This is a genomic window from Streptococcus mutans, from assembly GCF_006739205.1.
GTDB lineage: Bacteria > Bacillota > Bacilli > Lactobacillales > Streptococcaceae > Streptococcus > Streptococcus mutans.
Map to the genome: position 1 here is coordinate 1,828,355 of NZ_AP019720.1, position 26,418 is coordinate 1,854,772.

General features: G+C 39.8%; 22 protein-coding genes, 13 tRNA genes, 3 rRNA genes and 3 pseudogenes. 5 read left to right on the plus strand and 36 right to left on the minus strand.

Going from position 1 to position 26,418, the window contains the following annotated elements; all coding sequences use genetic code 11:
• Window positions 1-11: 11 nt before the first annotated feature.
• From FNL60_RS09275 to FNL60_RS09305, 7 genes are all read right to left on the minus strand, one after another.
• On the minus strand, window positions 12-899 hold the full coding sequence (locus tag FNL60_RS09275; protein ID WP_002280008.1) for an SPFH domain-containing protein: 888 nt from the start codon (window positions 897-899) through the stop codon (window positions 12-14).
• Between the two features lie 54 nt (window positions 900-953).
• Window positions 954-2,204, minus strand: coding sequence for a threonine ammonia-lyase IlvA (gene ilvA, locus FNL60_RS09280; protein WP_002280009.1), 1,251 nt, complete (start codon window positions 2,202-2,204; stop codon window positions 954-956).
• A 236-nt stretch (window positions 2,205-2,440) separates the two neighbouring features.
• The gene (gene ilvC / locus FNL60_RS09285) at window positions 2,441-3,463 is read right to left on the minus strand and encodes a ketol-acid reductoisomerase (RefSeq protein WP_002262760.1); all 1,023 of its coding nucleotides are present in this window, start codon (window positions 3,461-3,463) and stop codon (window positions 2,441-2,443) included.
• Between the two features lie 66 nt (window positions 3,464-3,529).
• Window positions 3,530-4,012, minus strand: coding sequence for an acetolactate synthase small subunit (ilvN, locus tag FNL60_RS09290; protein ID WP_002262761.1), 483 nt, complete (start codon window positions 4,010-4,012; stop codon window positions 3,530-3,532).
• Window positions 4,005-5,708 carry an acetolactate synthase large subunit gene (locus tag FNL60_RS09295; protein WP_002262762.1) on the minus strand — a complete coding sequence of 568 codons (1,704 nt, stop codon included), beginning with the start codon at window positions 5,706-5,708 and terminating at the stop codon, window positions 4,005-4,007. The genes ilvN and FNL60_RS09295 overlap by 8 nt, the downstream gene beginning before the upstream one ends.
• Window positions 5,709-5,873: 165 nt before the next feature.
• Entirely contained in the window at window positions 5,874-7,541 is a 1,668-nt protein-coding gene (locus FNL60_RS09300; protein ID WP_002269692.1) for a DAK2 domain-containing protein, read from the minus strand.
• On the minus strand, window positions 7,541-7,906 hold the full coding sequence (locus FNL60_RS09305; protein ID WP_002262764.1) for an Asp23/Gls24 family envelope stress response protein: 366 nt from the start codon (window positions 7,904-7,906) through the stop codon (window positions 7,541-7,543). Before FNL60_RS09305 ends, FNL60_RS09300 begins: the two co-directional genes overlap by 1 nt.
• Before the next feature lie 384 nt (window positions 7,907-8,290).
• Between FNL60_RS09305 and FNL60_RS09310 the strand changes: the two genes are divergently transcribed.
• Window positions 8,291-8,854: a methyltransferase family protein gene (locus FNL60_RS09310; RefSeq protein ID WP_002269691.1), complete on the plus strand. Its 564-nt coding sequence runs from the start codon at window positions 8,291-8,293 to the stop codon at window positions 8,852-8,854.
• 82 nt (window positions 8,855-8,936) lie between these two features.
• Here the strand turns inward: FNL60_RS09310 and FNL60_RS10660 are convergent.
• Window positions 8,937-9,017 (minus strand): annotated as a pseudogene (locus FNL60_RS10660) (IS200/IS605 family transposase); the annotation flags it as partial.
• A gap of 352 nt (window positions 9,018-9,369) precedes the next feature.
• Here FNL60_RS10660 and FNL60_RS09320 point away from each other — a divergent pair.
• From FNL60_RS09320 to FNL60_RS10635, 4 genes and pseudogenes are all read left to right on the plus strand, one after another.
• A pseudogene (locus FNL60_RS09320) lies at window positions 9,370-10,228 on the plus strand (IS982 family transposase).
• 94 nt (window positions 10,229-10,322) lie between these two features.
• Window positions 10,323-10,859, plus strand: coding sequence for a DUF771 domain-containing protein (locus tag FNL60_RS09325; protein ID WP_002280405.1), 537 nt, complete (start codon window positions 10,323-10,325; stop codon window positions 10,857-10,859).
• 25 nt (window positions 10,860-10,884) lie between these two features.
• Complete coding sequence (locus tag FNL60_RS10580) at window positions 10,885-11,010, plus strand: DUF771 domain-containing protein (RefSeq protein ID WP_229297552.1); 126 nt, start codon at window positions 10,885-10,887, stop codon at window positions 11,008-11,010.
• 50 nt (window positions 11,011-11,060) lie between these two features.
• Window positions 11,061-12,197 (plus strand): annotated as a pseudogene (locus tag FNL60_RS10635) (tyrosine-type recombinase/integrase).
• Window positions 12,198-12,269: 72 nt separating this feature from the next.
• Here FNL60_RS10635 and FNL60_RS09345 read toward each other — a convergent pair.
• The 28 genes from FNL60_RS09345 to rpsE all read right to left on the minus strand — a co-directional run bounded on the left by FNL60_RS09345 (window position 12,270) and on the right by rpsE (window position 26,410).
• Window positions 12,270-12,353, minus strand: a tRNA-Leu gene (locus tag FNL60_RS09345).
• Window positions 12,354-12,367: 14 nt separating this feature from the next.
• Window positions 12,368-12,439, minus strand: a tRNA-Gln gene (locus tag FNL60_RS09350).
• A 16-nt stretch (window positions 12,440-12,455) separates the two neighbouring features.
• Window positions 12,456-12,528, minus strand: a tRNA-His gene (locus tag FNL60_RS09355).
• Window positions 12,529-12,541: 13 nt separating this feature from the next.
• A tRNA-Trp gene (locus tag FNL60_RS09360) sits at window positions 12,542-12,612 on the minus strand.
• Window positions 12,613-12,618: 6 nt separating this feature from the next.
• A tRNA-Tyr gene (locus tag FNL60_RS09365) sits at window positions 12,619-12,699 on the minus strand.
• A 15-nt stretch (window positions 12,700-12,714) separates the two neighbouring features.
• Window positions 12,715-12,787, minus strand: a tRNA-Phe gene (locus FNL60_RS09370).
• Window positions 12,788-12,796: 9 nt separating this feature from the next.
• Window positions 12,797-12,870, minus strand: a tRNA-Met gene (locus FNL60_RS09375).
• Window positions 12,871-12,882: 12 nt separating this feature from the next.
• A tRNA-Ser gene (locus FNL60_RS09380) sits at window positions 12,883-12,972 on the minus strand.
• Between the two features lie 11 nt (window positions 12,973-12,983).
• Window positions 12,984-13,055, minus strand: a tRNA-Glu gene (locus tag FNL60_RS09385).
• Window positions 13,056-13,066: 11 nt separating this feature from the next.
• Window positions 13,067-13,140: transfer RNA gene (locus tag FNL60_RS09390), tRNA-Ile, on the minus strand.
• Between the two features lie 34 nt (window positions 13,141-13,174).
• Window positions 13,175-13,245, minus strand: a tRNA-Gly gene (locus FNL60_RS09395).
• A gap of 5 nt (window positions 13,246-13,250) precedes the next feature.
• Window positions 13,251-13,323: transfer RNA gene (locus FNL60_RS09400), tRNA-Val, on the minus strand.
• Between the two features lie 4 nt (window positions 13,324-13,327).
• Window positions 13,328-13,443: ribosomal RNA gene (gene rrf, locus FNL60_RS09405) — 5S ribosomal RNA — on the minus strand.
• Between the two features lie 182 nt (window positions 13,444-13,625).
• Window positions 13,626-16,526, minus strand: a 23S ribosomal RNA gene (locus FNL60_RS09410).
• Between the two features lie 256 nt (window positions 16,527-16,782).
• Window positions 16,783-16,855: transfer RNA gene (locus tag FNL60_RS09415), tRNA-Ala, on the minus strand.
• A 60-nt stretch (window positions 16,856-16,915) separates the two neighbouring features.
• A 16S ribosomal RNA gene (locus tag FNL60_RS09420) occupies window positions 16,916-18,472 on the minus strand.
• The 16S, 23S and 5S rRNA genes sit together here with 13 tRNA genes alongside, the layout of an rRNA operon.
• A gap of 176 nt (window positions 18,473-18,648) precedes the next feature.
• Window positions 18,649-19,935, minus strand: coding sequence for a glutamate-cysteine ligase family protein (locus FNL60_RS09430; protein ID WP_002310640.1), 1,287 nt, complete (start codon window positions 19,933-19,935; stop codon window positions 18,649-18,651).
• Window positions 19,936-20,160: 225 nt separating this feature from the next.
• Entirely contained in the window at window positions 20,161-20,547 is a 387-nt protein-coding gene (rplQ, locus tag FNL60_RS09435; RefSeq protein WP_002265066.1) for a 50S ribosomal protein L17, read from the minus strand.
• An 18-nt stretch (window positions 20,548-20,565) separates the two neighbouring features.
• Window positions 20,566-21,504, minus strand: a complete 939-nt coding sequence (locus FNL60_RS09440; protein ID WP_002262315.1) for a DNA-directed RNA polymerase subunit alpha — start codon at window positions 21,502-21,504, stop codon at window positions 20,566-20,568.
• A 45-nt stretch (window positions 21,505-21,549) separates the two neighbouring features.
• The gene (rpsK, locus tag FNL60_RS09445) at window positions 21,550-21,933 is read right to left on the minus strand and encodes a 30S ribosomal protein S11 (RefSeq protein WP_002262316.1); all 384 of its coding nucleotides are present in this window, start codon (window positions 21,931-21,933) and stop codon (window positions 21,550-21,552) included.
• A gap of 17 nt (window positions 21,934-21,950) precedes the next feature.
• Window positions 21,951-22,316, minus strand: coding sequence for a 30S ribosomal protein S13 (gene rpsM / locus FNL60_RS09450; protein WP_002262317.1), 366 nt, complete (start codon window positions 22,314-22,316; stop codon window positions 21,951-21,953).
• Between the two features lie 19 nt (window positions 22,317-22,335).
• Window positions 22,336-22,452, minus strand: coding sequence for a 50S ribosomal protein L36 (gene rpmJ / locus FNL60_RS09455; RefSeq protein WP_000868345.1), 117 nt, complete (start codon window positions 22,450-22,452; stop codon window positions 22,336-22,338).
• 25 nt (window positions 22,453-22,477) lie between these two features.
• A complete protein-coding gene (gene infA, locus FNL60_RS09460) occupies window positions 22,478-22,696 on the minus strand; it encodes a translation initiation factor IF-1 (RefSeq protein ID WP_002262318.1) in 219 nt (72 codons plus the stop codon).
• Between the two features lie 118 nt (window positions 22,697-22,814).
• Window positions 22,815-23,453, minus strand: coding sequence for an adenylate kinase (locus tag FNL60_RS09465; protein WP_002262319.1), 639 nt, complete (start codon window positions 23,451-23,453; stop codon window positions 22,815-22,817).
• Window positions 23,454-23,682: 229 nt separating this feature from the next.
• On the minus strand, window positions 23,683-24,987 hold the full coding sequence (secY, locus tag FNL60_RS09470; protein ID WP_002262320.1) for a preprotein translocase subunit SecY: 1,305 nt from the start codon (window positions 24,985-24,987) through the stop codon (window positions 23,683-23,685).
• Window positions 24,987-25,427: a 50S ribosomal protein L15 gene (rplO, locus tag FNL60_RS09475; RefSeq protein ID WP_002262321.1), complete on the minus strand. Its 441-nt coding sequence runs from the start codon at window positions 25,425-25,427 to the stop codon at window positions 24,987-24,989. The genes secY and rplO overlap by 1 nt, the downstream gene beginning before the upstream one ends.
• Before the next feature lie 292 nt (window positions 25,428-25,719).
• Entirely contained in the window at window positions 25,720-25,902 is a 183-nt protein-coding gene (gene rpmD / locus FNL60_RS09480; RefSeq protein ID WP_002262322.1) for a 50S ribosomal protein L30, read from the minus strand.
• Between the two features lie 13 nt (window positions 25,903-25,915).
• On the minus strand, window positions 25,916-26,410 hold the full coding sequence (gene rpsE / locus FNL60_RS09485) for a 30S ribosomal protein S5 (RefSeq protein ID WP_002262323.1): 495 nt from the start codon (window positions 26,408-26,410) through the stop codon (window positions 25,916-25,918).
• Window positions 26,411-26,418 lie beyond the last annotated feature (8 nt).

The following is a 26,418-nucleotide window of genomic DNA, read 5'->3' on the forward strand; positions in this document are numbered from 1 at the left end:
TTTAAAATAAATCATCTTGCTTTTAAGGCAGACATGACTTGTGTACGAATGTCTTCTGCTCCTTCAGGATTAGCAGGTAAGAAAATGGAGCTATTGCCATGTTGCGCAAAGGTATTAAGAGAATCTAGATATTGATTGGTCAAAAGAACAGACATGATTTGCTCTTCTGTCAATGATACATTAGTACCCTTTAATTCCATGATAGACTCAGCTAAACCATCCACAATCGCCTTACGTTGTTGTGCAATACCAACACCATGGAGGCGATCTTTCTCAGCCTCAGCTTCTGCAGCAGTGACAATTTTAATTTTATCAGCATTTGCCAATTCTTGCGCAGCAACGCGCTTACGCTGTGCAGCGTTAATCTCATTCATTGATTGTTTAACTTCGGCATCAGGTTCAACCTTAGTAATCAGGGTTTTAACAATGATATAACCGTAAGTTGACATTTCTTCCGCAACTTGATGCTGTACTTCAAGAGCAATTTCATCTTTTTTCTCAAATAATTCATCTAAAGTTAATTTAGGAACAGACGAACGCAGAGCATCTTCAATATAAGATTGTATTTGCGCTTCTGGTCTCATGAGTTTGTAATAAGCATCAGTAACATTTTGCTCATTAACCCTATATTGCGTAGCAACATTAAGCGTTACAAAAACATTGTCCTTTGTCTTAGTTTCGACAATAATTTCCGATTGAAGCAGACGTAATTGGATACGCGCAGCAATTTTATCAATTCCAAAAGGTAAACGTAAATGAATCCCACTAGCGGAAGTCAATTGATATTTACCAAAGCGTTCAATAATAGCAACTGTTTGTTGGCGAACAACATAAAGTCCACTGGCAATCAAAAGGATGACCAAAAACAGTATGAAACACAAAAAAATAAAAACTCCCATGATAATCTCCTTTTTTCATATTATAGACTATTTCAAATTTTTTGACAAGAATAATCAGACGAGCATATTATACAGACTTTCATTGCCATGAAGATTGATATAACCTGGGTCAAAAGCACCCAAACGATCAATTAGATCCTGATAATCATTTTTATCCGCTAAAGTAATGCCGATTAGGACTGGACCTGTTCCTTTATTGGCACGTTTAATATATTCAAAACGGGTGATATCATCATTTGGTCCTAAAATATCATTAACAAATTCCCGCAGAGCTCCTGGGCGTTGTGGAAAATTCACAACAAAATAATGCTTCACACCATCATAAATAAGTGCACGTTCTTCCATTTCTTGCATACGGTTAATGTCATTATTTCCACCAGAAATAATACAGACAATAGTTTTGCCTTTAATATCATCTTTCATTTCTTCCAGAGCTGCAATAGAAGCTGCTCCTGCTGGTTCTGCAATAATACCTTGTTTAGAATACATATCAATCAAGGTTTCAGAAATGAGACCTTCATCTACACCAATCAAGCAATCCACATATTTTCTAGCAACATCATAGGTAGAACGCCCAACCTTTTGAACAGCTATGCCATCTGCAAATTTATCAATATGCTCTAATTTAACAGGGTGTCCTTTATCAAAAGCTGCCCGCATGCTGCGCGCTCCCATTGCCTCAACGCCAATAACCTCAATTTCAGGAGCCACATCTTTAACATAGGCTGATACACCTGAAATAAGACCGCCACCACCAACAGGTACTAAAATAGCATCAAAGCTCAAACCATCTTCTTGAGCCTGATCATAAATTTCATAAGCAATTGTTCCTTGACCCGCTTGTACCATGTCATTATCAAAGGGATCGATAAAGGTCATTCCTTCAGCTTTCGTATAATCTTGGGCTGCCTGAGCAGAAGCATCAAAAGTATCACCTACCAATTTGATAGTTACAAAGGAGCCTCCAAAAAATTGAACTTGCCCAATCTTTTGATGAGGAGTCGTTACAGGCATGAAAATAGTTGCAGGAATTTTCATTTCATTACAGGTATAAGCAACTCCTTGAGCATGATTTCCGGCAGAAGCACAAACAACTCCTCTAGCCTTTTCTTCATCTGATAATTGTGAAATAGCATAATAAGCGCCACGAATTTTAAAAGAACGCACCTTTTGCATATTTTCACGTTTTAAATAAATTGTCGCTCCATATTTTTCTGACAAATAGCGATCAAAATCAAGTGGTGTTTGAACAACAACATCTTTTAAGACTTTGTTAGCAGCAACCACATCTTTAGCTGAAATCATAACAGTCCTCTTTTTCAAAATATTCAATCTATTTATTATAACAAAAAAATCGCTAAAATGATATATGGGAGTCTGTTTGACATTAAAAACACTTAACAAGCAATATTAAGTGTTTTATACGAAACAGGAACAAACTGCAAACCAAAAAATTGATAAGTAGACTTCAAATGCCACTGCTGCATCCTTTAAAAACATAAAAAAAGCTGGAACACATCCAACTTTTCATGTCATTTATTTTAGTTATAGATTTTGAAAGCATCGTCATCGTTTTGATTAACAAATGGCATTGCTTTACGAAGTTCTGCACCAATTTTTTCAATTTCGAGTCCTTCAGCTTCTTTACGGAAAGCTTTCAAACGTGGGAAGCCAGCATCATGATCTTCCACGAATTCACGGGCAAATTTACCTGATTGAATATCAGCAAGAGCAGCTTTCATGTTTTCTTTTACTTCTGGACCGATAACACGTGGGCCTGTCACAAAGTCACCAAATTCAGCGGTATTTGAACATGATTGACGCATTTTCTTGAAACCACCTTCATAGATAAGGTCTACAATCAATTTCATTTCATGAAGCACTTCAAAATAAGCCAATTGTGGAGCATACCCTGCTTCAGTAAGCACTTCAAAACCTGCTTCAATAAGGTGAGTTAAACCACCCATAAGAACCGCTTGTTCACCAAAAAGGTCTTCTTCCGTTTCTTCTTTGAAAGTGGTTACAAGGAGACCTACACGCGCAGAACCAATACCCTTAGCCCAATCTAAAGCAATATTTTCAGCATTACCAGTTGGATTTTGATAAACAGCATATAAAGAAGGTACTCCAAATCCTTCTGTGTAAGTACGACGTACAAGATGACCCGGTCCCTTAGGGGCAACCATGAAAACATCTACATCTTCTGGTGCCTTAATATAACCGAAATGGATATTAAAACCATGAGCAAAACCAAGAGCCTTACCAGCACTTAAATTAGGAGCAATTTCATCTTTGTAAATATCTTTTTGAATTTCATCCGGTGCTAAAACCATGATAATATCAGCCAATTTAGTAGCTTCACCCACTTCATAGGTATCAAAACCATCTTCTTTAGCCTTGTCAAACGATTTCCCATGACGCACACCGATGATAACATCGTGTCCTGAATCTCTCAAGTTTTGGGCATGAGCATGTCCTTGTGATCCATAACCAATAACAGCAATCTTCTTGCCATCAAGTGCTGCTACTTTTACATCTGCTTCATATAACATTTCTACTGCCATAATTAAAATCTCTTTTCTAAAATATTTTTTATTGCCATTAAGGCAAGGGTTAACAAAATTAAAGTATTAGGATAAATCTCTAGTAAAGCCTGTCGCTCCCGTACGAGCGATATTTTTCACCCCGTAAGGCTGAATGACTCGAATAAGAGCTTCAATTTTATCTGCATCACCAGTCATTTGAATGGTAATGGACTTTGGTGCGACATCAATAACACTGGCACGAAAAGGCTGAATAATAGCCAAAATCTCCGCACGCTTACTCGTTGGGGCAGCAACCTTAATCAAGATGACTTCGCGTTCCAAGTGAGGTTTATCTGTAATATCTCGAACACGAACAACATCAATTAAACGATTAAGCTGCTTCATAATCTGTTCAACTTCCTCCAAGGAGTCAACATCAATAATAATGGTAATTCTTGAAATATTGGGAATTTCAGTATGACCTACTGAGATAGACTCAATATTAACTTGCCGACGAGAAAGAACTCCTGTAAAACGATTCAGGACTCCTGTGGAATTTTGAAGTTTGGCTGTTAACATTCTACGCATTAAAAGTCACCCCCAACATTTCCGCATTACTCTTTCCTGATGGTACCATTGGATAAACATGCTCACGGTTAGAAATATCAACTTCTATCAACATAGGCTTGTTTTCCAAAATAACTTCCAAATCTTTTTCTAAAGTCAAAGGATTGTCCAATTTATAATGGCTAATCCCATAAGATTCAGCTAAAAGTTGGAAATTAGGTTCATCATCAAAGGTTGACTCACTGCGACGTTCATCATAAAAAGATTCCTGCCACTGACGAACCATTCCTAAAGAATGATTATTAATTAAGACAAGCTTAATTGGGACGCCATAACCATTTAAAATAGCCAATTCTTGATTAGTCATTTGAAAACCGCCATCACCAACAAAAAGAACAACCTCTTTACCAGGATTAGCCAATTTGGCTCCCACAGCTGCAGGAATACCAAATCCCATTGTTCCTAGACCACCTGATGTGATAATCTGACGCTCATTTTTATAAGGATAAAATTGAGCTGCCCACATTTGATGCTGACCAACATCCGTAATAATAATGGCATCACCTTTTGTTAATTTACCAATTGTTTCAATAGCATGTTGCGGTTTGATAACTTCTTGGTCAAACTTATAACTAAATGGAGCCTTAGCTTTATCTTGCAAGACCTTATCCGTCCATTCTCTGTGTCTTGTGGATACTTTATCAGACTCTAAGAGCTGTTTTAAGGTTTTCTTGGCATCTCCCACAACTGGAATAGCCGTCTTAACAACCTTGCCAATTTCAGCAGGATCTATATCAACATGAGCCACAACAGCCTTTTGGGCAAAAGTCTTAGGATTTCCTGTCAAACGATCCGCAAATCGCGAACCAAAATTGATGAGAAAATCACATTCCGTCAAAGCCATATTGGAAGCATATGAACCATGCATGCCTCCCATTCCTAATGATAAAGGATGTTCAATTGGCATAACTCCCAAACTCAAAAGCGTTGAGACAACAGGAATCTTATAACGTTCTGCAAAAGCAATAAGTTCTGCAGAAGCTCCTGCATAATTGACACCGCCACCTGCTAGAATCAAAGGTTTCTTTGCCTTTTTTAATTGGCTCAAGATTTTCTTGACTTGTAAATTATTTGGCTCAATAGTTGGTTGATAACCCGGAATTTTAATTGTCGTTTCATTAAAAGAACTTACTCTTTTCTCAGAAACATCTTTAGGTAAATCAATAACAACTGGCCCAGGACGTCCTGTTGTCGCAATATGAACAGCCTCTGTTACAATTCTTGGTATATCAGCTGTTTCGCGAATCTGATAATTATATTTAGTAATTGGCATTGTAATACCAATAATATCAGCTTCTTGAAAGGCATCTTTACCAATACCCGGAGTTGCAACCTGCCCAGTAAAAACCAACATTGGGACACTATCACTCATAGCATCAGCAATTCCGGTAATGGCATTAGTCGCTCCAGGACCACTGGTAACAATAGCTACACCAAGTTTCCCTGTTGACTTTGCAAATCCTTCCGCTTCATGCACTGCTCCTTGTTCATGACGCGCTAAAATATGACGAATATTGTCTTGTTTATAAATAGCATCATAAAGTGGTAAGACGGCACCGCCAGGATAACCAAAAATAGTTTTTACTCCTAAATTTGCCAAAGTATCAAGAAGAATTTCTGATCCTGATTTAGGATTTTCAAGATATATTTTTTCCACAGAGACCTCCTTTTCAATTATTGTTCAAATTTTCAAAAAATTCAAATCACTTAGTTTATATCATAACACTTTTGAAAAATTTTGCAAGTCAATTTGGCAATTATTCTCTTAATTTTCATTACTTTTTCCAAAAGAAAAAAAGCCGTCAGCAAACGACTTGATTCCTTATTCTACACTCATCAAATAAGGATAAACGGGTTGATCTCCTTGATGAATCTCGACTTCTATTTCTTCATGCTGATTTTCAAAATCTTCAGCTAATTTTTGCGCTTGTTCTTGACTACCTTCTTCACCAACATAAATGGTGACAATTTCACTATCTTCAGCAATCATTTTTTTAAACAGTTGATGTAAGGCCTGATCCATATCTGGATTTGATACAAGGATTTTTCCATTGACCATACCTAAAATATCATCTTTATGAATATCAAGGCCATCAATCGTCGTATCACGAACAGCTCTAGTAACACTACCACTGACAACATCAGTCAAACTTTCTGTCATAGCCACAAGATTATCTTCAAGAGAATTTGCGGCATTAAAGGCCAAGAGACTTGTTAATCCTTGTGGAATGGTTCGAGTCTCAACAACTGCTGCAGGAACATCAACAACATCTGCTGCACTCTGCGCAGCCATAAAAATATTTTTATTATTAGGTAGAATAATGATACTTTCAGCCTTAACAGATTCAATCGCTTTAACAATATCTTCTGTAGAAGGGTTCATTGTCTGACCACCTGAGATGATATAATCAACGCCTTGTGACTTAAAGATTTTTGCCAAACCTTCACCGGCGACAACTGCAATAATACCAAATTTCTTCGCTTCTCGCGGTAAATCAGCAGTGGTATTTTCCTTTTGCACCTGAGCATCATGTTGATTTCGCATGTTATCCACTTTAACTTTAACCAAGGCACCATACTTAAGGCCTTCTTGCATGACAAGTCCAGGATCTTCGGTATGAACATGAACTTTAACAATTTCATCGTCATTGACAACTAAAAGAGAATCTCCTAAATTATTTAAATAATTACGAAAATTTTCGTAATTAAAATCTTTAACATAGGTAGGACCCTGTTTTAGCGCTACCATAATTTCTGTACAGTAGCCAAAAGTAATATCTTCTGTTGCAACATGGCTGGCAACAGATTTATGATGTTCGGCATTAATCATTTCTGTCATATTAGCAGGTGTCGCTTGAAAATCTTCTGAGATAATGTAATCACCTGTCAAGGCTGATAGGAAGCCTTCATAAATGAATACAAGACCTTGACCTCCTGAATCAACAACACCAACTTCCCTTAAAACCGGAAGCAAATCCGGTGTCTTAGCTAGTGCTGCTTTAGCTCCATCCAATGCCGCCTGCATCACTTCAACCGTATCATCTGTATTTTCAGATTTTTTAATAGCTGCCGTCGCAGCACCACGCGATACAGTTAAGATAGTCCCTTCAACTGGCTTCATGACTGCTTTATATGCGACTTCAACACCTGCTTGTAGAGCCTGCGCTAAATCTTTACCCGTTAATTCTTCCTTATTTTTAATGCTTTGACCAAAACCACGGAAAAGTTGAGAAGTGATAACACCTGAATTTCCCCGTGCCCCCATTAAAAGACCTTTGGAAAGAATTTGTCCAACTTCACCCACCGTAGAAGCTGGTTTGTCTGAAACTTCCTTAGCACCGTTATCCATGGTCATGCCCATATTAGTACCTGTATCACCATCTGGGACAGGAAAGACATTCAGTGAATTGACATACTCTGCTTGTTTACCAAGACGGGTTGCTGCTGCCTGAACCATTCCTTGGAATAAACTTGTTGTAATATTAGCCACTAATCTTCTCCCACAACTTTAATATTTTGTACATAAACATTAACCATATCAGCCGTAATGCCTAACTGATTTTCAAGGTTAAACTTAACACGTTCTTGAATATTCTTTGACACTTCGCTAATTTTGACACCATAACTCATCACAGTATAAACATCAACTGAAATACCAGCATCTGTCGACTTTATGACAACACCTTTAGAATAGTTTTCCTTACGCAGAAGTGCTTGAAAATTATCCTTGAGGGCACTTTTACTTGCCATGCCAACAACTCCAAAGATCTCATTAGCTGAACCGCCAACGACTGTCGCGATCACATCATTAGACAATTCAATTTGACCATCTTTTGTATTAATTTTTACCGTCATTTTGCTACCTCAAAAAGTTTTTATCAGTTTATTTTACCATAATATAGAAACCTTGTAAAAATATAGGTGTATAGATTATCTTTCCTAAATATCAAGAGATAGCTTGTTTATCTTGCTTAACAAGTCATTAACCCACTATTGTCAAACCAGTTTTCTTCACATTGAAATAGGTTGCCTACAACTTACTTAGCAAGAAATATTTTAACAGATTAGGTGAACTGTTAAAAATTAAAAGGCAAAAATTCTAATCAGCGAACGTTAATGGCACTAAAGCATAATGAAATTGATGTAGATGTACAATTTAAATTTTATACAGCTACTTTCAAAAGAGAGTTGGACTTTTACCTTAAATTCTTGTAAAATGATAAAAGTAGGAGGTTTAGAATGATCCATCATCAAAGCACCATCATCTACTGTTTATTAGTTCTGTGGGGATTAACAGAATGGTTTATTAAAAGCAGGACCAAAAAGAATGTCTCTAATAGTTCTCAGGATAAAGGAACAAGATATGTTATTATTGCCAGTGTTGTGCTTTCTATAGCTATGTTAAATAATCCTTTTAACATTAATATACTTCTACCAGAATGGGGAATTTATCTAGGCATTTTGTTAATGATCCTTGGTATTATCTTTAGGGTATATACTATCAATTATCTTGGTAAAGCATTTACGTTAACTGTTCAAGCTACCGACAATCAGAAATTAATCAGCAGCGGACCTTATAGTATTGTCCGTAACCCTGCTTATACTGGTACTATTATTTCGATTCTTGGTTTAGCCTTTATAACTTTAAATATTTTTAATATTTTAATAGTTTTTATCATCTTAAGTATTGGTTACGCTATCCGCATCCGAACTGAAGAAGAGGTTCTCGAACAACATTTCGGCAGGATATATCAAGATTATTGTCAAAAGGTTAAATATCGCCTTTTCCCATTTATTTGGTAAGATTAGCTCATTGTTGTTGTTTCCTTTATACCGCCAACTTTAGAGGATAATAATCTTAACAATCCAGTTGCAACAACTTACTTATTATAATATATGAATATATGCAGAATATCTCACCTAAACTGCTCCAATATTGATTATAAATGACCTTTCGTCTATACTTATGAAATTTTTGGATACAACCGCAGATTGAGCACTTACATAGCGGGTGATTTATTTGTCTCGCTCCGTTAGGAGCGAGATGGACTGAAGAACTGAAAGTCACATAAAACAAAAATAAGCTCTATAATCTCTAAAGAGTAATTACTCACTATAGAGATTATAGAGCTTGTTGCGTGTATAAAAAGAAGCATTAACTGAACTGGCTCTTATTCCTTATCGTTATAACGATCTTCATATTACTCATCTTTCATAAAAATTCAATTAAAAACCCGTGGTGCTAGTTAATCTTTTAGTCCACAAAAAAGTCCATTTGGACTATGCTGTTAGTGATCAAACGAACAGGAGACATCCAAATGAACGACTTAAATGATACCGCTAAACATCATCACTTGCAATACAGTGTGGAACGATTAAAAACCATGTGTTCTATTATCGGCGTTATGCACCTAAAGAACTGACGCACCGTCGAAATTCAACTATTGTAAAGTTAATGACAATGCCATTCTTGTTCTTCTAGTACTTCAGGCTGAACTCGGCCTCAAATCTCAACGTCAATTCTATCAGCTATGCCAGATATTTCTTGTAAAAACTGGCTTAGAGAGAACCCGATTTTATTGAAGAGCTCGGTATTTGATTCCCTTATTGAAGCTTATTCATCAAGGCATGACCGAGCCATTCCATCAGGATGATATGGTGATCAGGGATAGCTTTCCCATACCTGTTTGTTTACCAGCTCGCAACGACAAGGTTCGTAGTTTTAGAGATCAAGTAACTGTGGCCTACAATCCTCCAAAAAAGATGTGCTTTTACGGCTTTAAAGCCCATATGCTGGTGACCTTGTCAGGATTTATTGTCAATTATGGTGTGACGCCAGCCTCTGTACATGATCGTCAGGTAGCCGAAGACCTGCTTGAGAACACAACTTTCCCTGTTGTTTTAGCGGACTTAGGTTACCTCAGTAAGGTTTTGAAACAGCATTTAACCCGGAAAGACTACCGTTTTTGGACACCCTTGAGGCGCAACATGGTCATGGTAAAGGCTAAACAACATAATCATTGGAGGCTCAAGGCTGAAAGGAGAACCATTGAAACGCGATTTTCAGTTTTATGTTCTGAGTTTGACATCGAAAGGCCATTAGCGAGAAGTTTAAAGGGGTTGAAGCTTTGGTTAGAGCAGACTATCTTTGCCTATAACCTAGGATTTTTTTACTAGCACCACGGGTACATATCAATATTTTTCTAAACGACCTAAAGATAAGAGATTTTATGAAGTGACAAATAAAGAAGAATTCTTTTGAGGTGATACGTTGTTTATTTCATTCGTTGATTGCATTCAAAATATTGAAAAAATCGAAAAAGAACTTCTAAAGATTGGAATAACTGATATCCAAATTAATCAGGATGGCTATATTAATTCTTTATATTGGTTCAAAGTAAAGCACCCAAATGCTAATAAGGGAGATGCCATTACATTCATAAAGAATCACGTCGCTTGTGATTATACTGTATCTTTTGGAAATGAAACAAATGTTATTGAAATGTTTCTAGCTAGTGATATAAGCATTTGTGTTGTAAATGCTTATAATGTGATAAAAGATATTGCTGATTATGGGAAAATCAGTATTACGATAGCAGATGATATTTTAGAGTTGTTTGAAAAGGAATATCATAGGTATTTAGAAAATGTTGTTATTGCTCTACCAGAAGATAAAATCATTATAGAAAAGTCTGAATATGATGCTTTGAAAAAACGGGACACTCAAGGTCGTTATATGTCCATGAATGAGCTTTTAGAGCTTCTTTCAGTCAGTCGGTCCTTGGTTCATAGAAAATGTTCTCTATAAACCGGAAATTAAAGCTCAAATTGATATTGAGAAAAATCCAGAAGGTTTTGTGAAATATCCTAATTCTCAAGGTGGCAAATATTTATTTTTAGCTTCTAAGACTAAAGAATATTTTAAAAGCCATTTTAGAGAAATTATGATTGACGTATGATATACTAATCAAGGCAAGTCTTGATTATCGCTTTTAGAAAGAGGTAAACAATGGCAATTTCCTATAGACAGCGAGGAAAAAAGAAATTATGGGATTATAGAGTCTTTGATAGTAACAAAAAAGTAATTGCCTCTAATTCTGGCTTTAAAACGAAAAAAGAAGCTGAATCGGAGGCACTTTATTTAGAAATGAAACTAAAAAATGGAACTATCATTGATAGAAATATTACTTTATACCAGCTATAGGAAAAGTGGATGACTCTTCAAATTAAACCGTTAAGAAAATCTGATTCAACTTTAAATTAACATGAACTGCGTGGAAGATTTATACAAAACTATTTCCAAGATAAACCGGTTAGTGATATTAAAGCCAGTAATTATCAAGAGTTTATCAATACCTATGCAAAGACGAATTGTCGAGATAATGTCAGTCGTTTAAATGCAGAGGTTAAAAAGGTTCTCGTTTTTGCTAGACGTGATAAAATTAATGTTACTAATTTTGTTGAAGGGGTAGTTTTATCTGGTCGTCCTTCTCCAAAGAAAAAACAAGAAAGGTATATCCATAGTTTAAAAGATTATGCCAAATTAGCTCTTTATTTAGAAAATCATCTTGATTATAGAAAGTCTATTGTTCCTTATCAATTGTATGTGCAGTTAAAAACTGGATTACGAACGGGCGAAATAGCAGGTTTGACTTGGGACTGTGTCCTTTGGGAACAACAGGCCATTAAAACTTATCGTCGTTACGATACTGTAAGAAGGAGATGGACAAAACCAAAAACAGAAGAATCTGTTAGAAAAGTTCCGATTGATTCAAAAGTAATAAAAGTTCTAGATGATCTTCATGCTATTCAAAAAGAGTACTTAGATTTGTATTATATAATAAATGATGACAATGTCATTTTTTTAGATCTTTTTTATGGTATTCAGAGTAATAATGGTGTTAATAAACGCTTGAGGAGTATTTTGAAAGAACTTGATATTGCTCCTAAAAACATGAGTAGTACCGGTTTGAGACATAGTTATTGCAGCTTATTGTTGGCTAAAGGAGTAGATATTTGGGCGGTTGCTAAATTGATGGGTCATATAGATATCAAGCAAATCACTGAGACTTATGGTCATTTGGTTGCGGAAAAGGCAGAAGAAGAAAATAATAAAGTGAGAAATCTTTTACAACATTTAAATTAAAAAGATGAGAGTTGACCAAAACAAATAAAAAAGCCTTCAAAAACCAATCAACGTTTGAAGAGCTAAATACTATACCGGCGGCCGGGGTCGAACCGGCACGTCCTTGCGGACACTGGATTTTGAGTCCAGCGCGTCTGCCAATTCCGCCACGCCGGCTAATATAATAACAACTGGGGTAGCTGGATTCGAACCAACGCATGAGGGAGTCAAAGTCCCTTGCCTTACCGCTTGGCTATACCCCAATAATATAATAATATAGGCGAGTGATGGGGATCGAACCCACGCATGCCAGAGCCACAATCTGGTGTGTTAACCACTTCACCACACCCGCCAAAACATATTAACACGGGCAGTAGGAATTGAACCCACACTGAAGGTTTTGGAGACCTTAGTTCTACCTTTAAACTATGCCCGTAAGGTATGGAAGGGGAGGGATTCGAACCCCCGAACCCGAAGGAGCGGATTTACAGTCCGCCGCGTTTAGCCTCTTCGCTACCCTTCCAATGTACATATATGATGGCGCGAGACGGAATCGAACCGCCGACACATGGAGCTTCAATCCATTGCTCTACCAACTGAGCTACCGAGCCTTCCTCTTATTGCGGGAGCAGGATTTGAACCTACGACCTTCGGGTTATGAGCCCGACGAGCTACCTAACTGCTCCATCCCGCGATATGTCTATAAAGGAGGATGTGGGATTCGAACCCACGCACGCTTTTACACGCCTGACGGTTTTCAAGACCGTTCCCTTCAGCCGGACTTGGGTAATCCTCCAATAAATATAATAGTCCGTACGGGATTCGAACCCGTGTTACCGCCGTGAAAAGGCGGTGTCTTAACCCCTTGACCAACGGACCAATATATTATATGGGCACGAGTGGACTCGAACCACCGACCTCACGCTTATCAGGCGTGCGCTCTAACCAGCTGAGCTACGCGCCCAAGCCTATGCTTGGTTTATCTTTTATAAAAGAAAAGCGGGTGACGAGAATCGAACTCGCGACAACAGCTTGGAAGGCTGTAGTTTTACCACTAAACTACACCCGCTTAGATGGGAGTTAACGGGCTCGAACCGCTGACCCTCTGCTTGTAAGGCAGATGCTCTCCCAACTGAGCTAAACTCCCTCTTGCTAAGCGATGACCCTATCTCACAGGGGGCAACCCCCAACTACTTCAGGCGTGCTAGGGCTTAACTGCTGTGTTCGGCATGGGTACAGGTGTCTCCCCTAGGCTATCATCACTTAACAAGCGTGATCGCTCACTCACGATTGAATAGCTAGCCACTGAAACCGACGCTGCGCCTGCTTTCTTTAAAAAATGGTACTCGGGCTAAATCCTTGGAAAAAAGAGAAATGGTCTGGTGTCCATCAAACACTGCACCCATTTCCTATTTTTCAGGCGGATTTTACGCCCTTAGTCACTTATTTTTGGATAAGTCCTCGAGCGATTAGTATTGGTCCGCTTCACGTCTCACAACGCTTCCACTCCCAACCTATCTACCTGTTCTTCTCTCAGGGCTCTTACTAACTGAACGTTATGGGAAATCTCATCTTGAGGGGGGCTTCACACTTAGATGCTTTCAGCGTTTATCCCCTCCCTACTTAGCTACCCAGCGATGCTCTTGGCAGAACAACTGGTACACCAGCGGTAAGTCCACTCTGGTCCTCTCGTACTAGGAGCAGATCCTCTCAAATTTCCTTCGCCCGCGACGGATAGGGACCGAACTGTCTCACGACGTTCTGAACCCAGCTCGCGTGCCGCTTTAATGGGCGAACAGCCCAACCCTTGGGACCGACTACAGCCCCAGGATGCGACGAGCCGACATCGAGGTGCCAAACCTCCCCGTCGATGTGAACTCTTGGGGGAGATAAGCCTGTTATCCCCAGGGTAGCTTTTATCCGTTGAGCGATGGCCCTTCCATACGGTACCACCGGATCACTAAGCCCGACTTTCGTCCCTGCTCGACTTGTCTGTCTCGCAGTCAAGCTCCCTTATACCTTTACACTCTGCGACTGATTTCCAACCAGTCTGAGGGAACCTTTGGGCGCCTCCGTTACACTTTAGGAGGCGACCGCCCCAGTCAAACTGCCCGTCAGACACTGTCTCCGTAGATGATCAACCTACCGGGTTAGAGTAGCCATCACACAAGGGTAGTATCCCAACATCGCCTCCAAGTAAACTAGCGTTCACTCTTCCTTGGCTCCTACCTATCCTGTACATGTGTAACAGATACGCAATATCAAACTGCAGTAAAGCTCCATGGGGTCTTTCCGTCCTGTCGCGGGTAACCTGCATCTTCACAGGTACTAAAATTTCACCGAGTCTCTCGTTGAGACAGTGCCCAAATCATTACGCCTTTCGTGCGGGTCGGAACTTACCCGACAAGGAATTTCGCTACCTTAGGACCGTTATAGTTACGGCCGCCGTTTACTGGGGCTTCAATTCACACCTTCGACAAACGTCTAAGCGCTCCTCTTAACCTTCCAGCACCGGGCAGGCGTCACCCCCTATACTTCATCTTGCGATTTCGCAGAGAGCTGTGTTTTTGATAAACAGTTGCTTGGGCCTTTTCACTGCGGCTGACTTATCGCCAGCGCCCCTTCTCCCGAAGTTACGGGGCCATTTTGCCGAGTTCCTTAACGAGAGTTCGCTCGCTCACCTGAGGCTACTCGCCTCGACTACCTGTGTCGGTTTGCGGTACGGGTAGAGTATTCATTAACGCTAGAAGCTTTTCTTGGCAGAGTGACATCACTAGCTTCGCTACTAAACTTCGCTCCCCGTCACAGCTTGGTGGCGCAGAACTAAGCATTTGACTCAGTCCTCACCTCACTGCTTGGACGTGCTCTTCCAATCGCACGCTCTAGTTAGCCTGCTGCGTCCCTCCTTCACTCAATACTCTAGTACAGGAATATCAACCTGTTGCCCATCGGATACACCTATCGGTCTCTCCTTAGGTCCCGACTAACCCAGGGCGGACGAGCCTTCCCCTGGAATCCTTAGTCTTACGGTGGACAGGATTCTCACCTGTCTTACGCTACTCATACCGGCATTCTCACTTCTATGCACTCCAGCGCTCCTTGCGGTACACCTTCTGCGCACATAGAACGCTCTCCTACCATCCCCTAAGGGATCCACAGCTTCGGTAAATTGTTTCAGCCCCGGTACATTTTCGGCGCAGGGTCACTCGACTAGTGAGCTATTACGCACTCTTTGAATGAATAGCTGCTTCTAAGCTAACATCCTAGTTGTCTGTGCAACCCCACATCCTTTTCCACTTAACAATTATTTGGGGACCTTAGCTGGTGGTCTGGGCTGTTTCCCTTTCGACTACGGATCTTAGCACTCGCAGTCTGACTGCCGGTCTTAACTCGTTGGCATTCGGAGTTTATCTGAGATTGGTAATCCGGGATGGACCCCTCAATCAAACAGTGCTCTACCTCCAAGAGTCTCGCGACCGACGCTAGCCCTAAAGCTATTTCGGAGAGAACCAGCTATCTCCAAGTTCGTTTGGAATTTCTCCGCTACCCACAAGTCATCCAAACACTTTTCAACGTGTCCTGGTTCGGTCCTCCAGTGCGTTTTACCGCACCTTCAACCTGCTCATGGGTAGGTCACTTGGTTTCGGGTCTACATCTACGTACTTAACCGCCCTTTTCAGACTCGGTTTCCCTACGGCTCCGTCTCTTCAACTTAACCTCGCACGTAAACGTAACTCGCCGGTTCATTCTACAAAAGGCACGCTCTCACCCATTAACGGGCTCGAACTTCTTGTAAGCACACGGTTTCAGGTTCTCTTTCACTCCCCTTCCGGGGTGCTTTTCACCTTTCCCTCACGGTACTGGTTCACTATCGGTCACTAGGGAGTATTTAGGGTTGGGAGATGGGCCTCCCAGATTCCGACGGGATTCCTCGTGTCCCGCCGTACTCAGGATCCTGCTTGGCATCAAGTGAATTTCAAATACGAGGCTCTTACTCTCTCTGGCGACTCTTCCCAGAGTCTTCTTCTATTCCCTTGGCTGCTTTATCGCAGTCCTACAACCCCAGAGTGTAAACACTCTGGTTTGCCCTCCTGCCTCTTCGCTCGCCGCTACTGAGGCAATCGCTCTTGCTTTCTCTTCCTGCAGCTACTGAGATGTTTCAGTTCACTGCGTCTTCCTTCTCATAACCTTAACAGTTATGGATAACAGGCATTACCTGTTGGGTTCCCCCATTCGGATATCTCTGGATCAAGGCTTACTTACAGCTCCCCAAAGCATGTCGTCGTTCGTCACGTCCTTCATCGGCTCCTAGTGCCTAGGCATCCACCGTGCGCCCTTATTAACTTAACCTTATTTCTCGTTTCTCTGGCTTTTCAGCGTCTCGGTTTCTTTTTTGTTTCCCTATAGCTGCGCTATAGGGCTTTTACTAGCTATTCAATTGTCAATGAACCATCTCTAGGATACTTAACATATCCTAAGTGGATTTTATAGACTTCCTTGTCTTAAACAAGATATGAAGTTGAACTCCAGACTGACTTCTTAGAAAAATAGATAATCTTCTACAGAAGTATTCGCAAGCGAACCGTCTGTTAGTATCCTGTTTTAATGGAGCCTAGCGGGATCGAACCGCTGACCTCCTGCGTGCAAAGCAGGCGCTCTCCCAGCTGAGCTAAGGCCCCACTTACCCTCTCAAAACTAAACAAGAAGTTCCCCCTAATGTGCTTTGCGTTTTTCCTTAGAAAGGAGGTGATCCAGCCGCACCTTCCGATACGGCTACCTTGTTACGACTTCACCCCAATCATCCATCCCACCTTAGGCGGCTGGCCCCTAAAAGGTTACCTCACCGACTTCGGGTGTTACAAACTCTCGTGGTGTGACGGGCGGTGTGTACAAGGCCCGGGAACGTATTCACCGCGGCGTGCTGATCCGCGATTACTAGCGATTCCGACTTCATGGAGGCGAGTTGCAGCCTCCAATCCGAACTGAGATCGGCTTTCAGAGATTAGCTTGCCGTCACCGGCTCGCAACTCGTTGTACCGACCATTGTAGCACGTGTGTAGCCCAGGTCATAAGGGGCATGATGATTTGACGTCATCCCCACCTTCCTCCGGTTTATTACCGGCAGTCTCGCTAGAGTGCCCAACTTAATGATGGCAACTAACAATAAGGGTTGCGCTCGTTGCGGGACTTAACCCAACATCTCACGACACGAGCTGACGACAACCATGCACCACCTGTCTCCGATGTACCGAAGTAACTTCCTATCTCTAAGAATAGCATCGGGATGTCAAGACCTGGTAAGGTTCTTCGCGTTGCTTCGAATTAAACCACATGCTCCACCGCTTGTGCGGGCCCCCGTCAATTCCTTTGAGTTTCAACCTTGCGGTCGTACTCCCCAGGCGGAGTGCTTATTGCGTTAGCTCCGGCACTAAGCCCCGGAAAGGGCCTAACACCTAGCACTCATCGTTTACGGCGTGGACTACCAGGGTATCTAATCCTGTTCGCTACCCACGCTTTCGAGCCTCAGCGTCAGTGACAGACCAGAGAGCCGCTTTCGCCACTGGTGTTCCTCCATATATCTACGCATTTCACCGCTACACATGGAATTCCACTCTCCCCTTCTGCACTCAAGTCAGACAGTTTCCAGAGCACACTATGGTTGAGCCATAGCCTTTTACTCCAGACTTTCCTGACCGCCTGCGCTCCCTTTACGCCCAATAAATCCGGACAACGCTCGGGACCTACGTATTACCGCGGCTGCTGGCACGTAGTTAGCCGTCCCTTTCTGGTAAGCTACCGTCACTGTGTGAACTTTCCACTCTCACACACGTTCTTGACTTACAACAGAGCTTTACGATCCGAAAACCTTCTTCACTCACGCGGCGTTGCTCGGTCAGACTTTCGTCCATTGCCGAAGATTCCCTACTGCTGCCTCCCGTAGGAGTCTGGGCCGTGTCTCAGTCCCAGTGTGGCCGATCACCCTCTCAGGTCGGCTATGTATCGTCGCCTTGGTAAGCTCTTACCTTACCAACTAGCTAATACAACGCAGGTCCATCTACTAGTGATGCGCTTGCATCTTTCAATCAATTATCATGCAATAATTAATATTATGCGGTATTAGCTATCGTTTCCAATAGTTATCCCCCGCTAATAGGCAGGTTACCTACGCGTTACTCACCCGTTCGCGACTCAAGAAAACACGGTGTGCAAGCACAGTGTGTTCCCTTGCGTCCCACTTGCATGTATTAGGCACGCCGCCAGCGTTCGTCCTGAGCCAGGATCAAACTCTCATTTAATCGTTTGAGTTCTTTCTCATTACTGTCCACTGACAGATTTATGTTTCGTTCTTTGACAGGTCACATTTCTTTATGTCACCCTGCACTTTGGTTGGTTCGTCTTCTTGTTCAGTTTTCAAAGGGCTCTGCCTCTTTCTGAGACAACTTCTTTATTCTACCAGCTCTTCCCCCCTTTGTCAATAGCTTTTCTCGCTTTTTTTCTGTTTTATTTCCTTTATATACCTCTCTTCCCCTAAACCACGCCTTTTTAGTCCCCTTTCGCAACACTCTAGCACTGCCTCCGAAAATACACTGATGAACCTCTTGGCTTCTTGAGTGATAACTTTTTGCGAGAATTGCCGTCTGATGAATTTATAATCATGATTATAAAATTGCAGAAAATCACTTTTTTCAAGAAGCTTCTCTAATTCATCTAAGTTCTCCAAAAGCCCAACGTGAAAAGCAATAGGAACAAAGGTTTTCTCCAGTGGTTGCGTGCAGACGCTTCTAAACTCAACAGTCCCCCGTTTTGTTAAATTTTGATATTGATAGCTTCTATGATTAGCAAAATCTGCCTCATCTGGAAGAATATAGTGCTGTTGACCACTTAAATCCCAAGCTGAGATTTCTTCCTGTCCCAAATAATCTTTTACACGAATGGGTTCAAAATAGAGGATTTCTGTTTCTCTTTCGGCTGTAAAAAGAGCTGAATTGGCAAGATAATTAAAAAAATCTTCTTCTGTTTCAAAAGATATCTTATTAACACCGACATTCTCTTCAAAAACCCCATGCATAGAATTTTCCCAAAAAATATCTCGTGAAATTTTAGTTGACCAATTTTGTCCCCAAAATTCTGAGTTAGCAAAAAGGTAAGCTTTCACAGCTTCAATCTTATTAAAAGCGTTGATAACTCTTAAATAATTGCTCTTGCTGACATCTAATTGTACTTGATTGCCACAAATAAAAGAACCGTATTGAGGAAAACCATGAAAAAAAGAATCTTTTTTATTTCCCGATAAAGCCAAGAAATTTAAAAGCATTTGATAACGAGGTAATTTAACAGCTCTATTATCATTTAAATACCAATAAGGATGCACTCCAAATCCCTGTATAGCATGGTTGTAAGGTTTGAGAAAGGCTTGTATGACTTTCATATATTGATTAAAGCGTTCTTCAATATCCTGAATCTTTTTTGCTTTCCCAAAAGCAAATTCTATTGTATTATAAGAAACTTCAAAAAGAATTCTATCCTCTGATTTTCTATCAATCAATTGCACAGGGCAACCATCCTGATCATATCTTTCCACTTCAAAAAATAGAGATTCCTTAAGATGAAACATTACAGATTTTGTTACTGTTATATCAGTTGCCTGATGGCTTAAATTAACTATTGGAAACTCTAATTCAACTCCTATATAAGACTCTGGTTTATCTTGAATATTATCAAGATAGCGCTTTTTTAATAAGTCTACTGCTTTAGCCATACCCTTTTCTCCTAAAATATTTGAAACAATTATAGCAAATTTTGTAAAAAAATCAAAAAGCGTTTATTTAGGAAATGCTTCTACTATTAAAAGTATTTCCTAAATAAACGCTGTCTTTTTCAACATGATGAGTGTTCCACTAGGAGCCTCTCCTAGTGGTAGACCAGAGCTAGACTAAGAATTATTATAATTCCAACATCATAACACTCAACAAAATTGATGATCTTATACTAATTCAATAATTGCCATTGGGGCAGCATCACCACGACGTGGTTCAGTTTTAAGAATACGTGTATAACCACCATTACGTTCTGCATAACGCGGTGCAATTTCTGAAAAAAGCTTTTGAAGAGCAGTTGTTGATGTGTATTCATCTTTAGCTTCATCATAACTTTCAGATGCAATTTCGTTACGAACAAATGCTGCTGCTTGACGACGAGCATGAAGATCGCCACGTTTACCAAGAGTAATCATTTTTTCAACTGTTTTACGGATTTCCTTTGCACGAGCTTCTGTTGTCACAATAGATTCGTTGATAAGAAGATCAGTCGTCAAATCACGAAACATTGCTTTACGCTGCGAGCTAGTACGTCCTAGTTTACGGTAAGCCATTATTTCCTCCCTGTATTATTATTTATCATTTTTCAAGCCTAAACCAAGATCTGCAAGCTTTACTTTAACTTCTTCAAGACTTTTACGTCCAAGATTTCTAACTTTCATCATTTCAGATTCAGACTTTTCAGTTAAATCATAGACTGTATTAATACCAGCGCGTTTAAGACAGTTATAAGAACGCACTGATAAATCAAGTTCCTCAATCGTACGATCAAGTACTTTCTCATCAGAAACTTGTTCTGTTTCTTTCATGACATCAGTCGCCTTGGCTACCTCGGTTAAATCAGTAAAAAGATTTAAATGCTCAATCAAAACACGAGCAGATAACCCAAGAGCATCCTCAGGAATAATTGTGCCATTGGTCATAATTTCAATTGTTAATTTATCAAAGTTATCATTGCTGCCCACACGAGCTGGCTCAACTTGATAATTAACTTTTTTAACTGGCGTATAGATAGAATCTATCGCGAGCGTCCCAACTGGTGCATCATCTCTTTTATTTTTCTCTGCTGGAACATAACCACGATTAGTTGCAACAGTCATGGTTGCTTTTAAATTAGCACCTTCAGCAATAGTAAAGAGATAATGATCAGGATTAACTATTTCAATATCACTGTCTGTTAAAATATCTCCAGCAGTAATTTCTGCAGGTCCTTCAACATCTAATTCAACAATCTTTTCTTCTTCGACATAAGATTTTACAGCAAGTCCTTTTATATTAAGGATGATTTGCATAACATCCTCGCGTACACCTGGGATAGTATCAAATTCGTGTAGTACTCCATCAATCTTAATTGATGTAACAGCTGCACCCGGAAGTGAAGACAACAGCACACGACGAAGGGAATTCCCTAGAGTTGTACCATAGCCACGTTCAAGTGGTTCAATGACAAATCTGCCGTAATCTTTATTTTCATCAATTTTTGTTATTATTGGTTTTTCAAACTCAATCATCTATTTTACCCCTCTAAAACAATCCTGTGTACTATTAACTTATGATTATACACGACGACGTTTTGGAGGACGAGCACCATTATGTGGTACAGGAGTCACATCACGAATTGACGTTACTTCAAGACCAGCAGCGGCAAGCGCACGAATAGCAGACTCACGACCTGAACCTGGACCTTTTACAGTAACTTCAACTGTTTTAAGACCGTGTTCTTGTGCAGACTTAGCAGCGGCTTCTGCAGCCATTTGAGCAGCAAATGGAGTAGATTTACGTGAACCTTTGAATCCAAGAGCACCAGCTGATGACCATGCAAGAGCGTTACCATGCACATCTGTAATCATAACAATAGTGTTATTAAATGTTGCGTGAATATGGGCAATACCAGATTCAATATTTTTCTTGACACGACGTTTACGTGTTGGTTTAGCCAATTTTTTTACCTCCTATTTTATTTTTTCTTACCTGCAATCGCTACAGCTTTACCCTTGCGAGTGCGAGCATTGTTTTTGGTATTTTGTCCACGGACAGGAAGTCCACGACGATGACGGATTCCGCGATATGAACCAATTTCCATCAACCGTTTAATATTCAAGTTAACTTCACGACGAAGATCTCCTTCAACCTTGATTGCATCAACTTCACGACGAATAGCATCTTCTTGATCAGATGTTAAATCTTTGACACGGATATCCTCAGAAACACCTGCTGCTGCAAGAATTTTTTTAGAAGTTGGCAAACCGATACCATATACATAAGTAAGTGATACGACTACACGTTTGTCATTTGGAATATCAACTCCAGCAATACGAGCCATTTTTTCTCCTTTCTACTTTTTATCCTTGGCGTTGTTTGTGTTTTGGATTTGTAGGACAAATTACCATAACACGACCGTTACGACGAATAACCTTACAATATTCGCAAATTGGTTTAACAGATGGTCTTACCTTCATGTTTTAATCCCTCCATTTATTTCGATTATTTAAAGCGGTATGTGATACGTCCACGTGTTAAATCATACGGACTCATTTCGACAGTAACCTTATCTCCTACTAAAATACGAATATAGTTTTTCCGAATTTTTCCAGATACGGTTGCCAAAATTTGGTGTCCATTTTCCAATTCAACTGTAAACATTGCATTTGGCATTGTTTCGACAACTTTACCTTCAATTTCAATCACATCTTCTTTTGCCACGCAAAAGTACCCCCTAAATTTCGATTTGATGTCCTCTGAGCACAGAGGTAACAATTATAAGCCAGACTAGCTTATTTTATCACTCTTTGCAATAAAAATCAAGCACGGTGACAGGAATTTATGACAAATTTGCTAAAACTTTAGCAATTGTCTCAAAAACTAAATTGATATCTTGATTTCCTTCAATATCATAAACAAGACCTTTATTACGATAGTATTCAATTATTGGATGCCCTTGAGCAATGTTGACATCTAAGCGACGTTTTACTGTTTCCGGTTTATCATCTTCACGTTGATAATAATCATCTTCATTATAATCTGCTGGTGGGTTAAAGACTTTATGATAAGTTTCACCTGTCTTACGATTGATAATACGACCACTCAAACGCTCCACCAAACAAGCTGGATCAACATCAATATTGATAACGCCATCTAGCTTAAGATTAAGTTTTGATAAAATCTCATCCAAAGCATGAGCTTGTTCAATGGTACGTGGATAGCCATCTAGCAAGAAACCTTTTTTAGTAATATCTGATTCTGAAAGACGCTCTTTAACAATACCATTGGTTACTTCATCAGGAACAAGCTCTCCCTTATCAATAAAACTCTTTGCCAAGGTTCCCATTTCTGTTTGGTTAGCCATAGCTGCACGAAACATATCTCCCGTTGAAATATGAGCAAGGCCAAATTTTTCAACAATCTTAGCTGCCTGAGTCCCTTTGCCAGCACCTGGCAATCCCATGATTAAAAGATTCATGATATTCTCCTTAATTTTATTTTTAAATAAATCTACCAGATTGGCAAACTTATTAAAAAACAAAATAGAAGGGAGTAAGACCAAAACCCAAAGAAATTAAATCATTGAATTTACTGTCCTACCCCCGCATAGCCATTACTTTTATAGAAATTCTTTCTTGTAAAAATAATAACTTCTGCGCTTGATAACGCCTTACTACAAAGTTTAAGAAATTCTATCGCTTTATATTCTATTCTGTAACATTCATAAAACCAACATATTTTCTCTTCAACAGATAGCCTTCCAATTGCTTCATTCCTTCAATGCCTGTAGAAATAACAATTAACAGACTGGTACCTCCTAAAGCAACACTTGATGACAAATCAAATTGTTGTTGAGCTACAATTGGACTCAAAGCAACAAAGGCCAAGAAAATGGAACCAATCGTTGCCAATTTTTTCAGAAGCGATGAAAGGTATTCCTCTGTTTCACGACCAGGTCGAACACTAGGAATATAAGAAGCATTTTTTTGTAAATTCTCTGCTGTCTTTTCAGGATTGACTTGCACAAAAGTATAAAAGAATGAGAAAAGTACAATGAGAACAGCATAAACTGCCATTCCTGTTGGATTAGTATAAGAAAGCCATTCTTGCAAGGTTGTCATCCAAGGAATATCGCGACCATGTTGGAAAAATGGCAAGATAGTACTTGGAATAGTTGTAATAGAACTTGCAAAAATAACAGGAATAACTCCAGCTGGATTTATCTTCAAAGGAAGATAAGAATTCGTCGGAGCACCTTGCGCCAACTTAGTATATTGAATTGGAATCTTATATTCTGCTTGTTGAACAAAAGTTGTAAAGAAAATAATGATGAGACTAGCTAAAATCAAAAGTCCCACAAAAATAAGGGAATTCTTCATTTCGCTTGAACGGATATTGACAAAATAATCTTCATAAACGGATTTGATAGTCCCTGGTATAGATGAAATAATCCCCGCAAAGATGATCATTGAAACACCATTACCAAAACCTTTATCCGAAATCTGATCTCCTAGCCAAGTTACAACCACACTTCCTGCGGTTAAAATAGCACCAATTAAAAGAAATGTCTGGACATTTGGTGTCTTCACAAGAGAAACACTTGATAGAGCACTAAATCCTGCTGTAATACCAATAGATTGGAAAAAAGCAAGGACTAGTGAAATATAGCGCGTTGCTTGATTCAGCTTACGACGCCCGACTTCCCCTTGTTTTCCCCATTCAACAAACTTAGGTAAAATATCCATTTGTAAAAGTTGAACAACAATGGAAGCGGTAATATAAGGACTAACCCCCATGGAAAAAACGGAAAAGTTACTCATAGCATTACCACTAACAAGGTTAAGCATATTTAAAAATGGTAGATCACTTAGTTGTTCAAGACTTTTAGCATTGATGCCTGGTACGGTAATGTGTGTACCAACACGAAATACAAAGATGATAAAAATAGTAAAGAAAATCTTTTTTCTAACACTTTTCACCTTTAGGGCGTCTTTTAAAAGTCTAAAAAACATTAGATCACCTCGATTGAACCACCTTTAGCAATGATGGCTGCTTCAGCAGATTTTGAGAATTTAGCTGCCTTAACAGTTAATTTTTTAGTTAATTCGCCATTACCAAGAATTTTAATTCCTGATTTTTCAGCTTTTACGATACCAGTTTCAACAAGAACAACTGGTGTTACTTCTGCACCATCTTCAAAGACATTTAACTGATCAAGATTAACCAATGCATACTCTTTAGCATTGATATTAGTAAAACCGCGTTTTGGAAGACGACGAAAGAGTGGCGTTTGTCCACCTTCAAAGCCCGAACGGATATTACCTCCACTACGAGCTTTTTGCCCTTTTTGTCCACGACCTGCAGTCTTACCATTACCAGAAGATGAGCCACGACCCACACGGTTACGAGTTTTACGAGAACCTTGAGCAGGTTTAAGTTCATGAAGTTTCATTTTATAGTTTCTCCTTATTTGTAAAATGCTAGCGCCTTTATAAGGGAAAAGGTGTTCCCTATAAAAACTCGCCTATACTAATGTTTATTACTTTTAAGTCGCCAAGTGTCAGACACAAAGCGACTTAAACCTATAAGATATAAGCTACTGATTATCTACTGATGAATCAGTCTTGCCTACCTTTCAAGAAAGCAACTGTGTCAAAAAATCAAGCTTTCAGGATTTGCAAAGAGCTTATTCGCTCAAGCACCTATTAATCCATCTTACTTGCAAGACTCAATTAACTTTCTGCTTACTTGACATCTTCTACAGTTACCAAATGTGAAACTGCATTAACCATACCACGAATAGCGGCATTATCTTCTTTGATAACTGAACTATTTAATTTACCAAGTCCAAGGGCAACAACTGTTTTACGTTGTGCAGGAATGCGACCGATTGGAGACTTAGTCAAAGTAATTTTAATCTGTGCCATGACTTCTCCTTTCTTATGCCAAATCAGAGACTGAAACACCGCGAAGTGAAGCGACTTCTTCAGCACGTTTAAGCTGTTTCAATCCTTCAACAGTTGCACGAACAATGTTGATTGGAGTATTTGAACCTAATGATTTTGATGTAATATCTGCTACACCGGCTAATTCAACAACAGCACGAACAGCACCGCCAGCAGCAACCCCAGCACCTTCTACTGCTGGCTTCAACAAGACACGAGCACCACCAAATTCTGAACGAACTTCGTGAGGAATTGTTGTGCCAACCATTGGTACCTCAATCATGTTTTTCTTAGCAGCTTCTACTGCTTTACGAATAGCTTCTGGTACTTCTTGAGCTTTACCAGTACCAAAACCAACACGGCCATTACGATCACCAACAACTACAAGAGCAGCAAAGCGAAGACGACGTCCACCCTTAACAACTTTTGTAACACGGTTAATCGCAACAACGCGTTCTTCAAGTTCTACTGCATTATCTTTAAATGCCATTATTAAGT